General features: G+C 62.8%; 14 protein-coding genes. 6 read left to right on the top strand and 8 right to left on the bottom strand.

Annotated elements, in window-relative coordinates:
- Positions 1-4: 4 nt before the first annotated feature.
- On the top strand, positions 5-955 hold the full coding sequence (locus ACYG9Y_RS17885) for a cytochrome c (protein WP_023738541.1): 951 nt from the start codon (positions 5-7) through the stop codon (positions 953-955).
- Between the two features lie 20 nt (positions 956-975).
- Here ACYG9Y_RS17885 and ACYG9Y_RS17880 read toward each other — a convergent pair whose 3' ends face one another.
- From ACYG9Y_RS17880 to ACYG9Y_RS17870, 3 genes are all read right to left on the bottom strand, one after another.
- Positions 976-1365 (bottom strand): SET domain-containing protein, encoded by a 390-nt coding sequence (locus ACYG9Y_RS17880; RefSeq protein ID WP_023673684.1) that lies wholly within the window; start codon positions 1363-1365, stop codon positions 976-978.
- Positions 1366-1510: 145 nt separating this feature from the next.
- Positions 1511-2137, bottom strand: coding sequence for a LysE family translocator (locus tag ACYG9Y_RS17875; RefSeq protein WP_023738542.1), 627 nt, complete (start codon positions 2135-2137; stop codon positions 1511-1513).
- On the bottom strand, positions 2134-4281 hold the full coding sequence (locus tag ACYG9Y_RS17870; protein ID WP_023738543.1) for a S9 family peptidase: 2148 nt from the start codon (positions 4279-4281) through the stop codon (positions 2134-2136). Before ACYG9Y_RS17870 ends, ACYG9Y_RS17875 begins: the two co-directional genes overlap by 4 nt.
- A gap of 114 nt (positions 4282-4395) precedes the next feature.
- Between ACYG9Y_RS17870 and ACYG9Y_RS17865 the strand changes: the two genes are divergently transcribed.
- Entirely contained in the window at positions 4396-4770 is a 375-nt protein-coding gene (locus tag ACYG9Y_RS17865) for an SH3 domain-containing protein (RefSeq protein ID WP_023702200.1), read from the top strand.
- Positions 4771-5182: 412 nt separating this feature from the next.
- Positions 5183-5608 carry a Ros/MucR family transcriptional regulator gene (locus tag ACYG9Y_RS17860; protein WP_023673680.1) on the top strand — a complete coding sequence of 142 codons (426 nt, stop codon included), beginning with the start codon at positions 5183-5185 and terminating at the stop codon, positions 5606-5608.
- A 126-nt stretch (positions 5609-5734) separates the two neighbouring features.
- Here the strand turns inward: ACYG9Y_RS17860 and ACYG9Y_RS17855 are convergent, their stop codons facing one another.
- The gene (locus tag ACYG9Y_RS17855) at positions 5735-6163 is read right to left on the bottom strand and encodes a SufE family protein (RefSeq protein ID WP_023738544.1); all 429 of its coding nucleotides are present in this window, start codon (positions 6161-6163) and stop codon (positions 5735-5737) included.
- A gap of 117 nt (positions 6164-6280) precedes the next feature.
- The gene (locus tag ACYG9Y_RS17850; protein WP_023732038.1) at positions 6281-6649 is read right to left on the bottom strand and encodes a DUF5330 domain-containing protein; all 369 of its coding nucleotides are present in this window, start codon (positions 6647-6649) and stop codon (positions 6281-6283) included.
- A 532-nt stretch (positions 6650-7181) separates the two neighbouring features.
- Here ACYG9Y_RS17850 and ACYG9Y_RS17845 point away from each other — a divergent pair.
- The 3 genes from ACYG9Y_RS17845 (at position 7182) to ACYG9Y_RS17835 (ending at position 10111) form a co-directional block, all read left to right on the top strand.
- Positions 7182-8927, top strand: coding sequence for an ATP-binding protein (locus ACYG9Y_RS17845; RefSeq protein WP_023738545.1), 1746 nt, complete (start codon positions 7182-7184; stop codon positions 8925-8927).
- Positions 8902-9690: a peptidoglycan-binding domain-containing protein gene (locus ACYG9Y_RS17840; RefSeq protein ID WP_023670159.1), complete on the top strand. Its 789-nt coding sequence runs from the start codon at positions 8902-8904 to the stop codon at positions 9688-9690. Before ACYG9Y_RS17845 ends, ACYG9Y_RS17840 begins: the two co-directional genes overlap by 26 nt.
- Before the next feature lie 73 nt (positions 9691-9763).
- On the top strand, positions 9764-10111 hold the full coding sequence (locus ACYG9Y_RS17835; protein ID WP_023698568.1) for a DUF1491 family protein: 348 nt from the start codon (positions 9764-9766) through the stop codon (positions 10109-10111).
- On the opposite strand, the gene ACYG9Y_RS17830 is transcribed toward ACYG9Y_RS17835, so the two are convergent.
- The 3 genes from ACYG9Y_RS17830 to ACYG9Y_RS17820 form a co-directional block, all read right to left on the bottom strand.
- Positions 10098-11108 carry a DUF2336 domain-containing protein gene (locus tag ACYG9Y_RS17830; protein WP_023749364.1) on the bottom strand — a complete coding sequence of 337 codons (1011 nt, stop codon included), beginning with the start codon at positions 11106-11108 and terminating at the stop codon, positions 10098-10100. The genes ACYG9Y_RS17835 and ACYG9Y_RS17830 overlap by 14 nt on opposite strands.
- Before the next feature lie 396 nt (positions 11109-11504).
- Positions 11505-12053 (bottom strand): DUF1254 domain-containing protein, encoded by a 549-nt coding sequence (locus ACYG9Y_RS17825; RefSeq protein WP_023687234.1) that lies wholly within the window; start codon positions 12051-12053, stop codon positions 11505-11507.
- Positions 12046-12630 carry a DUF1214 domain-containing protein gene (locus ACYG9Y_RS17820; protein ID WP_023738546.1) on the bottom strand — a complete coding sequence of 195 codons (585 nt, stop codon included), beginning with the start codon at positions 12628-12630 and terminating at the stop codon, positions 12046-12048. Before ACYG9Y_RS17820 ends, ACYG9Y_RS17825 begins: the two co-directional genes overlap by 8 nt.
- Positions 12631-12697 lie beyond the last annotated feature (67 nt).

Here is a 12697-nt window from a genome sequence, read left to right as displayed (position 1 = left end):
GTCAATGCCCTTGTGGAAAAAATTTGTCGGCGCCGCCCTTGTCCTGGGTGTCGTCGGTGCCGGCGCCGGCTGGCTGTTGTCGGCGCCGGTCAAGCTCGACACTGACACCCTGGCGCAGCTCGGCCCCGGCGACGCCGCCAGGGGCAAGCGCATTTTCAATGCCGGCGGCTGCACCTCCTGTCACGCCAAGCCAGGCTCGCAGGGTGACGCCCGTTTGCAACTGGTCGGCGGCCTCGAGCTCAAGACGCCGTTCGGCACCTTCGTGCCGCCCAACATCTCGCAGGATCCCAAGGACGGCATCGGCGCCTGGACGGTCGAGGACCTTGCCAACGCCATGCTGAAGGGCGTGTCGCCGTCGGGCGAGCATTTCTATCCGGCCTTCCCCTACGCATCCTACGCCCGCATGAAGCCGGCTGATATTGCCGATCTCTATGCGTTCCTGAAGACGCTGCCGGCGGTCGCCGGCAAGGCGCCGGACAATTCCCTGAGTTTCCCCTTCAACATGCGCCGCGGCCTCGGCCTGTGGAAGCGGCTCTATCTCAGCAAGGAGCCGGTGATTGCCTTTGCCGATGGCACGCCTGATCCGGTACTCGCCGGCCGCTATCTGGTCGAGGGGCCTGGCCATTGCGGCGAATGCCACACGCCGCGCGACTTCACCGGCGCCACTAGGAAGAGCCAGTGGCTGGCTGGCGCGTCGGCAGCCGAAGGCAGCGGCGTCGTGCCGAACATCACATCGGGCGAGGGCGGGCTCGGTGACTGGTCGGAAGCCGACATCGCCAACTATCTCGAAACCGGTTTTACCCCCGATTTCGACTCGGTAGGCGGCGCCATGGTCGACGTGCAGCGCAACATGGCCGAACTGCCGCCGGGAGATCGCGCGGCAATAGCCGCCTATCTCAAGGCGGTGCCGCCGCATCCCAACGGCTACCCGGTGCGCAGCAAGCCGGCCAAGTGATCCCGGCTACAGGTGGCGATCTACAGGTGGCGATCGCCGAGGAAGTCGAAGCCCGTCTCGAAGAAATGGCTGTAATTGCAGGTCAGTTCCTCGCCGGGTGCGATGTCGCGCAAGGCATAGGTTTCCTCGGGCGAGGAGACATCGCAATTCGGTTCGTCGTCATGGTTCATGTAGCGGGCGTCGTCGGCTTCGAAGACGATGTAGTTCGGATCCCGGCGGTCTGGATAGGAATAACGGTCGAGATAGTTCTTCACCGGGCCGCTCTCGCCTTCATAGGTCTCGACGTCGATGATCCGGTCGAATCTGGGGTCGAGCTTCCAGACCAGCGTGCCCTTGGCAATGTGGTTCCTGGCGAAAACCCCGATGCCCTGGATCGGTGATTTCTCGAGATAGGTGTCGACGAGCAACATAGTGGCCCCTTTGCGTATGTCATGGTCTGGAAGGTGGCGCGCATGGGTAGCGCGCAGCCATTGCAAATGCGAGTGAAAATGAGCAGCCCGGAATTCAAAAAGTGACGACCGGCGCGCCTCGACGGGCGCGCTTTTCGCTTCGACATCAGCGCTGCTGCAAGGCCAGACGAACGCCTAACGCGCAGTAGATGCCGCCAACCACCTTGCCTTGCCATTTCACCACCGACGGATTGCGGCGCAGGAACGTGCCGAGCCGGCCCGCACTCACGGCAAAGACGACTGTGCTGAAAAGGCCGAGCAGAACAAAGATTATGCCCAGCGTCATCATCTGGAGCATCACCGATCCGTTTTCAGGCCGCACGAACTGGGGCAGGAAGGCGAGGAAGAAAAGCGCCGTCTTTGGATTAAGCACTTCGGTCAGGACAGCTTGACGAAACGCCTTGCTGGCGGAGATCGCGAGTGCGCCGGCAGTAGGGTCGGCCGGTATTCTCTCGATGATTGCGCGGATGCCGAGGTAAACGAGATACGCCGCGCCGATGTATTTTACGACGCTGAACAGCGTTGCCGAAGTGGCGATGATCGCCGAAATGCCGACCATCGCCATGATGGTATGGAACACATCGCCAGCCGCGACGCCCGCGCCCGTCGCGACGCCAACCCTGGTTCCGGAACTCGTCGCTCGCGCGACCGTCAAAAGCGTGGCTGGGCCTGGAATAAACACAAAGCCAAGCACAACCGCTATGTAAGCCGTCAAGGTGGATAGATCGATCATTGCGACGCCTCCGTTGCATTCTCAGCCTTGCCCGTAACCTCGGGTTCGGGCTTGGCCGTAACCTTGAGCGCGAAGGAGTAGGTATAGGCGATCTCCTCCAGCCTTGAAAAGCGGCCGGAGGCGCCGGCATGGCCGGAATCCATGTTGATCTTGAACAGCACCGGATTGTCGCCGCTCTTGCGCTCGCGCAGCCGCGCCACCCATTTGGCCGGCTCCCAATAGGTGACGCGCGGATCGGTGAGGCCGGCCAGCGCCAGTATCGGCGGGTAGTCGTGATCGGCGACATTGTCATAGGGTGAGTAGGCGGCGATCGTTTGGTAATCTTCCGCCGACGCGATCGGGTTGCCCCATTCCGGCCACTCCGGCGGCGTCAGCGGCAAGCTTGCGTCGAGCATCGTGGTCAGCACGTCGACAAAGGGGACCTCGGCAACGATGGCGCCGAAATTTTGCGGCGCCATGTTGGCGATCGCACCCATCAGCATGCCGCCGGCCGAGCCGCCTTGCGCGACGATGCGGTCGTGTTGGGTGTAACGCTCGGCGACGAGATGCTGCGCGACGGCGATGAAATCGGTGAACGTGTTCATCTTGTGCGCCCGCTTGCCGTCGTCATACCAGCCATAGCCCTTGTCCTTGCCGCCGCGGACATGGGCGATGGCAAAGACAAAGCCACGGTCGACCAGCGAGAACCAGTTGGTGTTGAACGCCGACGGGATGGCAATGCCGTAAGAGCCGTAGCCGTAAAGCAGGCACGGTGCGGAGCCATCGAGCGGCGTGTCGCGGTGATGCAGCAGCGAGACCGGCACCAGTTCGCCATCGGCGGCCGGCGCCATCAGCCGGCGCGTGACATAATGATCCGGACTGTGACCGGACGGCACTTCCTGGGTCTTCAGCAGCACACGCTCGCGGCTGCGCATATTGTAGTCGAAGACCTGCGCCGGGGTCGTCATCGACGAATAGGTGAAGCGCATGATCTCGGTGTCGTATTCATAGGACCCCGACAGGCCGAGCGAGAACGCCTCTTCGTCGAACGAGATCAGATGCTCCTCGCCGCTGCGGCGATCGCGCACGACGATGCGCGGCAGCCCTTCCTTGCGTTCGAGCCTGACCATATGATCCCTGAAGCCGACCACCGACAGGATCAGCCGGCCTTGCTCGTGCGCCACCAGCTCGTCCCAGTTGGCGCGAACCGGGTCATCAGCCGGCGCCGTCATGATCTTGAAGTCCTTGGCGCCGTCGGCATTGGTGAGGATGAAGAAGATGTCGCCGCCTTCTTCCAGATCATATTGCAGGCCGGTCTCGCGCTTTGCCACCAGCTTTGGCTCGGCGAAAGGCTCATCGGCGCGCATCAGGTGATATTCCGAGGTTTCGTGATCGTTGATCCCGATCATGATCCATTCGTTGGAGCGCGTGCCGCCGACATCCATGAAGAAGCCGGGATCGGTTTCCTCATAGATCAGCCGGTCATTAAGGGGGCTGCCGCCGAGCGCGTGGAACAGCACCTTGGACGGACGATGATTGTCGTCGAGCCTTGTGTAGAAGAAACCGTCATCGGCGGCATTCCAGACGCCGCCACCACTGGTGGCCTCGATCTGGTCGCTCAGTTCCTTGCCGCTGGTGAGATCGCGCACGCGAAGTGTGAAGAATTCAGAGCCCTTGTCGTCGAACGCCCACAACAGCTTGCGGTGATCGGCCGCATGGTCGACGCCGCCGAGGCGGAAATAGGGCTTGCCCTCGGCTTCCGCGTCGCCATCGAGCAGGATCTGCTCATCGCCGCCATCGCGCGGCATGCGGAAATAGCGGGGCTGTTCGCCGCCAAACTTGAAGGATGAGCCGTAAGCATAGGGGCCATCCTTCATCGGCACCGTCGAATCATCTTCCTTGATGCGCCCCTTCATCTCGCCGAACAGCTGCTTCCGAAGCTCTAGCGTATCGGCCATAAGCACTGCTTGATAGGCGTTTTCGGCTTCGAGATGGGCGCGGATGCGGCCCTCAAGCAGGGAAGGGTCCCTGAACATCGCCTGCCAGTTCTCGGCCCTCAGCCAGGCATAGTCATCTGTGCGGGTAATGCCGTGATGCGTGTCGAAGACGGGGTGTTTCTCGGGGCTCGGCGGGCTGGCGGTCGGAAAAGCTGAGGTCTTGGTCATTGCGTCTCACTGAAGAAATTACTTGAATGGCAAATGAACACGCCGATCAGCGCGGGTTCAAGGGCCGGGATGTATTGGTTGCGGCGGGCTCGGGAGATGAGCCAAAAGGAGAGGATGATGAATTTCCATATCAACACCGCTGCGGCTCTCGCCGTCGTCGCTTCGACCGTTCTGGCTTTCACCGGCCAGTCTCATGCAACCGCGTTCGCCGCTTGGCAAGTGGCTGGCGTGCCGTTCGGCGACACGCTCAACGTTCGCAAATATCCGTCCGGCACCTCGCAGAAGCAGGCCGCCTATCCCAACGGGACGATCCTGCAGATGACCGGCAAGTGCACCGGCGGCTTGAATCTTCTGGAGATCGCCGGCCAGCCGCACTGGAAACAGAAACAGGCAATTCGCTATCAATGGTGTCAAGTTTGGCACGACCCGGCGCAAAATGGTGGTTTTGTTAGTGGCTGGGTCTATGGAAAATATCTCACGCCGTATTGAATCCGGTCAGACCGAATATCTTCTTCGGCGTGTTTCGCCAACGCTTTGCAACTTGCGGTTTGGTACGAATCCGACAATCAGCTGCCCAAACCTTGAAGCATAGACGAAGCATCGCTGCCCATTTTATGAGTCCCTGCTGATTTAGCGATGGCGTGACCTTACGTCATGCTAGTCCTGGTCCGACCAGAAAATATCGCGAAGTTACAGAGTGCACGAAAGATTGAAGCTGAAGAGCGACTATTCGATGAATATCGTTGAATATAGCGCAAGATGCGAATTGACTTACTTTGTCTGTGGGCTCATTAAGATGCCCGGACGCGAATCCATGAAGCTCTTCCCGCGTGAAATTCGCGCCATGCCCGATCTTCCAAAAAGGGCGCAAACAGAAACATCCTTCGTTGGGGCCTAAACCATGGATATCGTCGAAACACCTTCCAGAAATAGCGATGCGCTGATCGAGCTGACCGCCGATGTGGTGGCAGCCTATGTCAGCAACAATCCCGTGCCGGTCGGCGAATTGCCGAACCTTATCGCTGATGTCCATGCCGCTCTCGGGCGCGTGGGCGGAGCAAGCGAACAGCCTCCGGCCGACAAGCAGAAGCCTGCGGTAAACCCGAAGCGCTCTGTTCATGACGATTACATCGTCTGCCTTGAAGATGGCAAGAAGTTCAAGTCGCTGAAGCGCCACCTGATGACCCATTACGGTCTGACGCCCGATGAATACCGCGAGAAGTGGAATCTCGACGCCAGCTATCCGATGGTTGCCCCCAACTATGCCGCTGCCCGTTCGCAGCTGGCCAAGAAGATGGGCCTCGGCCGCAAGCGCAAGGGGCGGTAACACCGGCTCCAATGGACAAGATCAACGGCGCCCCTTACGGCGCCGTTTTGTTTCTAGAACAATTCCAGGAAAACTGCCCAGCGCTTTCTCTTGGGAATTGCGTCGAAAGAAGAGAAGATAGAGCAATCAAGCAGTCTGCTTGAGAGCCATCTCGGCGTCGCGCTTGATGCGCTTGACCATTGAGCGCAGGCCATTGGCCCGCTGTGGCGACAGATGTTCGTCGAGGCCAAGCGACCTCAGCGTCGCCTCGGCGTCCGTTTTAAGGATCTGGCTGGCAGTCCGTCCCGAAAACAGCGCCAGCATGATGGCGACCAGACCGCGTACGATATGAGCGTCTGAATCGCCTGTGAAGGTGATGACCGGATCGGCGCCCGGCGCTCGGCTCGTGGTCAGCCAGACCTGGCTGACGCAGCCCGGCACCTTGTTGGCGGCGTTGCGTTCGGCGTCGGGAAATGGCGGCAGCGCTTCGCCGAGCTCGATCACATAGCGATAGCGGTCTTCCCACTCGTCGAGCAGGGAGAAGTCGTCGCGGATCGTCTGGATCGTCGTGGCCATTGCTCGGGATATAGTCATCCGCGGCTGCGGCGTCACGGAAAAAGAAGAAAAGCACCGCAGGCATCGAGAGGTCCGACCGGCCTGCGGTGTCGCTGTAGATACCAGCTGAAACGGTGTTTAGTTCTTCGCCACCAGCTTGGCAGGTATGTTGACTGTCGCCGGCAGCACGATGTCCTCGGCGACGCTGCCGGTGGCCAGCGATGTATCGGGCGAGGTCTCGGCGCTCTTGTCGTCCAGCATGGCGGCGGCGATCTTGGCGGTTTCCTTGGCCCGGGCGCTGATCGTATGCATCGCCGACTTGCCGGTTTCGCAGACGTCCGGCTTGCGCTCGCAAATGCCGGCGATGTCGCCGACCGCTTCGCGCGCCGCAAAAAGCGCCTGGAACGGCCCGACGCTCTCGCGGCCATCCTCGTCGGGGCCGACGGTCAGCGGCAGCGCCAGCAACACCAGCGAAAACCAGAACGCCATTCTTATCAAAAAGCCCATCGATCTGCCCTCTCGTCCAATGACCGGATCATGCGTCCATGCGCAATGACCTCTTTATATCAGCGACAATGGCACATGAGGCGCAAAGGACGGCTTTCCTGCTCAGCGAAAATTTTCCTCAAATTTTAGGCAAATTCGAAGCGAGGCGTTTTGCAGTGCATTAGCCTCAAATGCCGGCGATTTTCTTAACCTTGCAGTAACCATCTAAGCGATTGTTGCGCATGGATATCTTCAGAAGAGCAGGCATGCCGGCTCAGGGTTTCGCAGCCACGGGCACGCCCTTTGCACATAACGCTCCGTTTACTATGGCCACAAATGGCGGTGCATTCCGGTGCCGGCGCTCCAATTTTTGCCGCAGCGCGCTCGTTGTTCGGGTCAGCCTTATTCATTCCTTAAACGCTGGATGCGAGTTTCAAACAAGCAAAAGCGACCTGCAAAGCAGGGGCAGTCACGACCGGGTGCGAGTGCGTTGAGTTTGACAACTGCCAGATATATTGAACTGCCTGGCGCGCTGGCGGCTGGTTGCGAACGCATGGTCCATCCGGCCATCATCGGCCAGGGCGATCGCCTGCGCCAGCGCCGGTTCATCGGCATCATGCTTGCCGCTCCGTTCTTCGCCGCCGGTGCGGCGGTGACACTGGTCACCTCGGGCATGGGCGCCGCCGTCACCGTCGCAGCCATTTTCGCCGCCTTCGGTCTTTGCTGGTTCGCCGCCTTGCTGGTGGCGGCGTCAGGCAAGATGACGCTGGCAGCCCAGGTTGCCCTTGCCGCCGGCGGTCTTGCCCTTGCCGGCGCCGTCGCGGCAGCAGGCGGCCTGGCGTCGCCGGTTGCGCTGCTGTCTCTGGCACTGCCATTCGAGGCCTGGTGGATCGGCGGTTCAAAGCGCGCGGCACTTTGGGGCGGCCTCTCGGCCTTGGCCGCAATGCTGCTGCAGCCCTTTGTCGCCTCTGTCGTCCCGCTCGGCGGGGCGCAAGTCGCGGCGTGGCACTGGCTGCTGCCGCTCGCCTGGGGCCTGACGCTGGTTCCCCGGCTCGCAGCCCTAGGCGATGCCGCACGCGCGCAGCCCGCGCTGCTTCCAAACGACCGCATTGAAGACATGATCGACGCCGTTGTCCTGCATGTCGCCCGGCATGGCGAGGTCCTGGATGCCTCGGCCAAGGCGCGCACCATCCTGAAGCTGCCGCCGGAACTGCTTTTCGGCGCCGGGCTGTTCGACCGCATCCACCTGTCCGATCGCGTCGCTTATCTCAGCGCGCTTGCCGACATGCGCGATGGCGCCCTGGCGCGCCGGCTCGATCTTCGGGTAAGGCTGCCGCAGGACGGCAGCGCCTCGACGGCCGACAATTACCGGCCATTCCAGCTCGAACTGGTGCGGGCCGAAGGGCAGCAGGAGACCTTCACCCTGCTGCTGCGCGAGAACGACGAGACTGCCCGATTGCGCGACGAGCTTGCTGCCGCCAATGAGGCCGCAGCGTCGGCCGAGGTGGCGAAGGGCCGCTTCCTGGCGGTCGTCAGCCACGAGCTTCGGACGCCGCTCAACGCCATCATCGGTTTTTCCGACATGCTGCTGCATGAGATGTTCGGCGGCTTCAAGGACCCGCGCCAGAAGGAGTATGTCGGCCTGGTGAAAGAGTCGGGCCAGCATCTGCTTGCCGTCGTCACCTCAATCCTTGATGTCTCGAGGATCGAGGCCGGCGCCTACGCGACCGAGCCCGAACCGTTCCGCTTCATCGAAGCGGTCGAGATGTGCCAGTCGATGATGCAGCTGCAGGCGAATGCCAAGAACATCGGTCTCCAGGCGCAGATTGCGCCGGACGCCGGGGAGATCAATGCCGACCGTCGTGCCGTGCAGCAGATCCTGATCAACCTCGTCTCCAACGCTGTCAAGTTCACGCCCGATGGCGGCAATGTCGTCGTCGGCGCCAAGCGGATCGGCTCGCGGCTGCATTTCTGGGTCAGGGACACCGGCATCGGCATCGCCGAGGAAGATTTTGTCAATCTCGGCAAGCCGTTCATGCAGATCCAGAACGACTATACGCGCCGCTTCGAGGGCACCGGGCTCGGCCTGTCGCTGGTCAAGGGCCTGGTGGCGCTGCACGACGGCACGATGTCGATCGAAAGCATGCCGGGCGAGGGGACGACGGTCACGATCAGCCTGCCGGTGAACGGGCCGAAGAGGAGCGCGACCGAGAGGAACGGCGTGCTGCCGATGCCCGCGACCAGGACGAAAGGCGACGCGAAAGGGGACAGGAATGGCTCGCTCCGCAAAACAGCCTAAGGCGGTCAAGCGCCGCAGCGGCGCGTTCGAGGCCGGCGCGATTGCGCTGGGCGGCGCGATCTCGCGCAATCCGGTCCTGGTCGGCGGCTCGACCGCCTTCCTGGTGACGCTGTTCTACGTTTCCGCCAACGCGCTGTGGTACCAGCCGTTTCCGCATGCCGGCGCCTTCTTCGCCACCCGCAGCATCGAGGGTTTTCCGCACCCCGGCGCGGACGAACCCGAAACCACCATCAACATCCTGCGGCCCGGCCCGGCTCCGGTCAAAAGCGATCCGACCGTCGAGCAGGTCCAGGGCATCCTGAAGGATCTCGATTTCTACACGGGAACGGTCGACGGCATTTCCGGGCCGAATACCCAAAAGGCGATCCAGGCATACCAGCAGAAAGTTGGCCTGCCGGCCTCCGGTGAGATCGACGCCGTCCTGCTCGACCAGCTCGGCGCCAAGCAGACAACAGCTGGCATCCCGCATCCTGTGCCGAGGCCCGTGGATATGGCCGCCGCTCGAGTTGCCGCGCCCGAGGCCGCGCCTGCGCCCATCCCGGTTTCCGCGCCGGTATCCGCCCAGGCGCCCGATGCCCGCATCGTCAAGATCCAGGCCGGCCTGAAGGCATTCGGCAATGACGACATGCAGCTCGACGGCGTCGTCGGCGCCCGCACCAAGGCGGCGATCAAGGAATTCCAGTCGCTGTTCGGCCTGCCGGAAACGGGCGAGCCCGACGAGGTCGTCTACGTCAAGATGCGCGAGATCGGCCTGACCAATTGAGTGGTCAAGACGACCGCTCGCGGATAGACGAAAATCCGGCTAAGACGCCGCGCATGTCCTCCGGAGCCTCGTCATGCGCGTAACCACCGAGTTTTGGGTGTCGGCCCTGCTGCGCCGTGTTTTCGGCGCCGGCGGCTTTGCGGCCGTCGTCAAGCGCGGCGCGACCGAGGCCGGCGCTGTCTTCGTGCTCTCCCGCGGCAGGCTGGGCGACGTCTCCCTGTTCGGCCCGGCGCCGCAGACGAGCTACGATTCGGACAAACCGGATGATCGCTTTTTCACGCTGCTCGGCGCCGGCGACGATGCCGCCGCGCTTGACGCCAGGCTTGAGCGGGAGAAAAAATTCGATCCCGACATCTGGGTGGTCGAGATCGAGGCCGGAACGGTTTCCGTCGAGGAGCTTCTCTCCGTCAAGACGCCTTGAGGCTGGCCCCTAGGCTGGCTTTGTCGACGTCCGGCGCTTGGTCGCCATTCGCGGCGACAGGGGTGTTGCCGCGCACCGCTCGCGACAATGTTTCGGCCTTCCAGCCGCGCACCTTGTCGAGCGCCGCCTCGTGGTGCAGCAGCCGGTAGCGGTCGAGGAAGATGCGGATCGCCTGCGGGTGCGGAAACTCCCGGGGGTAAACCGCGACCATGATCAGGAATGCCCTGTCCTCACTGAGGTCGAGCGCCCGCAGCGCGGCGAGCAGCGAGACATAGCTCGAATGCTCGGTCAGCGACCGCGCCGTCGAGAAGTCGATATCGAGCGCGTCGGCAAGCGCGGTCTGGAAGAAGGCGGCGTTGCCGGTCAGCGCCGTCTCGCGCAGCTTGCTGTAAGTTGCTGAGCCGGCGAAGGGATTGACCGATGTCGCCTCGCCCTCGGCGAGCATCATCGAGCGCAGGCGGCGCCTGGCGGTTTCGGCGGCGCTGCCGGGCAGTTTTGGTGCGCTGGGAGCGGCGGCAGCGGCTTCGGCGTCGGCGCCCGCCACGTCGGCGATCGGCTCGGGCTGCCGCACGCGCACCAGGGTCGGCTTTTCCAGCGCCTTGATCAACTGCGCGATGGTCGGGTTCAAATCCTTGCGGCGGGCAATGGCGCGCGCATGCGGCAGGCCGTGGCGGCCGATCAACGCGATCAGGTCGATGTCGCCCAGCGCCCGCGAACGGACGAGCAAGGGGGCGCAGACATCGACCGGCTCCTCGCAAAGCCGCCGCACCAGGGCGGCCGGCGCATATTCGCATTCGGACAGGGCGGCGGCGACATAGCGGCGCGATTCGACCGGCACGCTGTCGAACAGCGGCAGCGTCAGGTCCTCGAGCTGGGCGATCTCGCGGCGCGACGGGCGGGTCAGCGAGCAGAACGCCGACACGGCGGCGCGAAACAGCCTTTCGGCTTTTCCCGATTCCGTCCGTATGGCGATTTGCCTGAAATCCGAAGCTGACACGGAAGATACGCCCGACACTCGACACAACCCGGGCCATGCTCAACCGCAACTGTGTCGGTTTCGCGCAAGGCCTGGAACAAACATCAAATTAGCCGCGATCCGTTAGCGCTCCGTTAACCCTCTGCCGGCCTTAATCACATTTGGAGGCGTTGCGTTGTGCTCCGGGGCAACCGAGAGGAATACGCGAACCATGGGCATGGTACTGTCTTTCGTGCCGCGATCGGCACCAGTCAATCGAGCAGTTCAGGACACCGGTACGCCGGCGGCGGTGATCATTTTTCCCGGCGTCCGCTACGAGCATCCGCCATTGGCGGGCCAGGCGCGACCGGCGGACCAGCCGGGCACACCACGGACGCCTGTTCCGCACCACTGAATTTGCTGGTCGTCGGGGTGAGGTCAGTAGTCCTGCAGTTCGCAGGAGCTCTGGTCCAGGAACTGCGACACAACCGGCTTCCAGCTGTCGTCAGGCACGAAGGCGCGGATGACGAAGATGCCTTCCTCGATCGGCGCCTCGACGAAGATCGCCCCTTGCAGGTCTTCGGGAAGCTCCCTGCGCACGTCGATCATCTGTGCCGGCGTCAGCACCACGGTGTCCAGCTTGCTGCCGGTCGCCGTGCGGTCATTGAATGAATAGAAATTGTGGCCGTTGCGGTCATAGACCGACACCGACCAGAACGGCACGCTGCCCGGCGCCTTGATCCGCACCACGCCTTCGGCAAGGTCGAAGCGGCAGGCGGCGGCGTAAAACAGCGGATCCACCGACTTCACCACCGGCGCGCCGCCCGCCTCGGCATCCAGCCTGGTCATCTTGTAGAGGTCGGACGCCATCGCCAGCCGTGACCAGGCATCGCGCTCGGTAAATTCCGGCACCAGCAAAAGCACCACGATGTGAACGATGCCGGCGCCGAGCAGGCCGAGCAGGATGGCGTGCAGCAACCTACGCATTGCAGCCAGCCTTGACGATCCGGGGCAGCGACACGTCGGAAAGGCCGGTGCTTGAGGCAATCGGCGTGTCGTAGAAGGTGAGCACGAAATACATCCGGCCAAAACCTTCGGTCAGAAGCCAGTTGCCGGGGGCCGGACGGTTGCCGACGGCGATGATCACCGAATTGTCGGGCTGACGCAGCACCTGGTAGGATTGCAGCGCCGCCAGCCTCGGCTTGCCGGTGTCGACCACGCCGAGCGATTGATCCGCGGCATAGAGCGTCCAGAACCGGGCGGTCGGGAAACTGCCTTCGATCCTGTAGTCGCATTGCCGCTGAAGCTCATCGCCGGCCGCATCGCGTTCGGCGATGAAGGACAAGCCTTCCGCCTTGCCGAGCGCCAGCACGCCCTCGCGCGCCACGCGCGCCTTCGAATAGGGGTCGGCATCTTGCGTGCCGATCTCGGGAAAGGCGGTCCATTCGCCGATGCTGATCGCGCCGACGCCGCTCTGCGCCTGCAGCGCATACCAGACGCTGCCGCCGCCGAGGCCGATGGCTATGGCAAGCGAAAGCAGCGTGAAAAAGGCGGTCTTGAGCATGAAGAACCGGGACGAGTGAATTATCGTTCGGGGATATAGCGGGGCAGGCCGCAGAGCAAGCAGCGCT

It is taken from the genome of Mesorhizobium sp. W050 (genome assembly GCF_054719535.1).
This window is presented reverse-complemented; position numbering and strand designations above follow the sequence as displayed.

What these genes read in the sequence shown, in the direction of transcription:
- ACYG9Y_RS17860 (WP_023673680.1), top strand. Translation starts at nt 5,183, where the DNA reads ATGGATATCGTCGAAACACCTTCCAGAAATAGCGATGCGCTGATCGAG.
- ACYG9Y_RS17835 (WP_023698568.1), top strand. Translation starts at nt 9,764, where the DNA reads ATGCGCGTAACCACCGAGTTTTGGGTGTCGGCCCTGCTGCGCCGTGTT.
- ACYG9Y_RS17870 (WP_023738543.1), bottom strand. Translation starts at nt 4,281, where the DNA reads ATGACCAAGACCTCAGCTTTTCCGACCGCCAGCCCGCCGAGCCCCGAG.
- ACYG9Y_RS17855 (WP_023738544.1), bottom strand. Translation starts at nt 6,163, where the DNA reads ATGGCCACGACGATCCAGACGATCCGCGACGACTTCTCCCTGCTCGAC.
- ACYG9Y_RS17845 (WP_023738545.1), top strand. Translation starts at nt 7,182, where the DNA reads ATGGTCCATCCGGCCATCATCGGCCAGGGCGATCGCCTGCGCCAGCGC.
- ACYG9Y_RS17850 (WP_023732038.1), bottom strand. Translation starts at nt 6,649, where the DNA reads ATGGGCTTTTTGATAAGAATGGCGTTCTGGTTTTCGCTGGTGTTGCTG.
- ACYG9Y_RS17885 (WP_023738541.1), top strand. Translation starts at nt 5, where the DNA reads ATGCCCTTGTGGAAAAAATTTGTCGGCGCCGCCCTTGTCCTGGGTGTC.
- ACYG9Y_RS17820 (WP_023738546.1), bottom strand. Translation starts at nt 12,630, where the DNA reads ATGCTCAAGACCGCCTTTTTCACGCTGCTTTCGCTTGCCATAGCCATC.
- ACYG9Y_RS17840 (WP_023670159.1), top strand. Translation starts at nt 8,902, where the DNA reads ATGGCTCGCTCCGCAAAACAGCCTAAGGCGGTCAAGCGCCGCAGCGGC.
- ACYG9Y_RS17825 (WP_023687234.1), bottom strand. Translation starts at nt 12,053, where the DNA reads ATGCGTAGGTTGCTGCACGCCATCCTGCTCGGCCTGCTCGGCGCCGGC.
- ACYG9Y_RS17875 (WP_023738542.1), bottom strand. Translation starts at nt 2,137, where the DNA reads ATGATCGATCTATCCACCTTGACGGCTTACATAGCGGTTGTGCTTGGC.
- ACYG9Y_RS17880 (WP_023673684.1), bottom strand. Translation starts at nt 1,365, where the DNA reads ATGTTGCTCGTCGACACCTATCTCGAGAAATCACCGATCCAGGGCATC.
- ACYG9Y_RS17865 (WP_023702200.1), top strand. Translation starts at nt 4,396, where the DNA reads ATGATGAATTTCCATATCAACACCGCTGCGGCTCTCGCCGTCGTCGCT.